The sequence below is a fragment of the Marinomonas sp. TI.3.20 genome, from assembly GCF_038155025.1.
GTDB lineage: Bacteria > Pseudomonadota > Gammaproteobacteria > Pseudomonadales > Marinomonadaceae > Marinomonas > Marinomonas flavescens.
Genome location: NZ_JBAKAS010000162.1, coordinates 1 through 203, shown reverse-complemented (window position 1 = coordinate 203; position 203 = coordinate 1). Strand labels below are relative to the sequence as shown.

1 protein-coding gene is annotated in these 203 nt (G+C 52.7%); it reads left to right on the top strand.

Translation table 11 applies throughout. The features are described 5' to 3' along the window. Positions 1–203: hypothetical protein (locus V6259_RS20000; protein WP_341586019.1), on the top strand; the 203-nt coding region annotated here is incomplete at both ends.

Sequence of the window (203 nt, the reverse complement as noted above, 5' to 3'; positions counted from 1 at the left end):
GTAGCAACTGATGATGCGGGCAACACGTCAACTAAAACGGATACGTTAGATTTAGATACGAGTGCGGACACCGACAACAACTTCGCCGTGACAGTTAAGGGCACTGATGAAGTGACCAACGCAGACGAAGCGGGCACGGTGAGTGTGACCTTGAGTGGCGTAGATGCGGACACCGAGACGGTGAAAGTAACGTTCAGCGATGG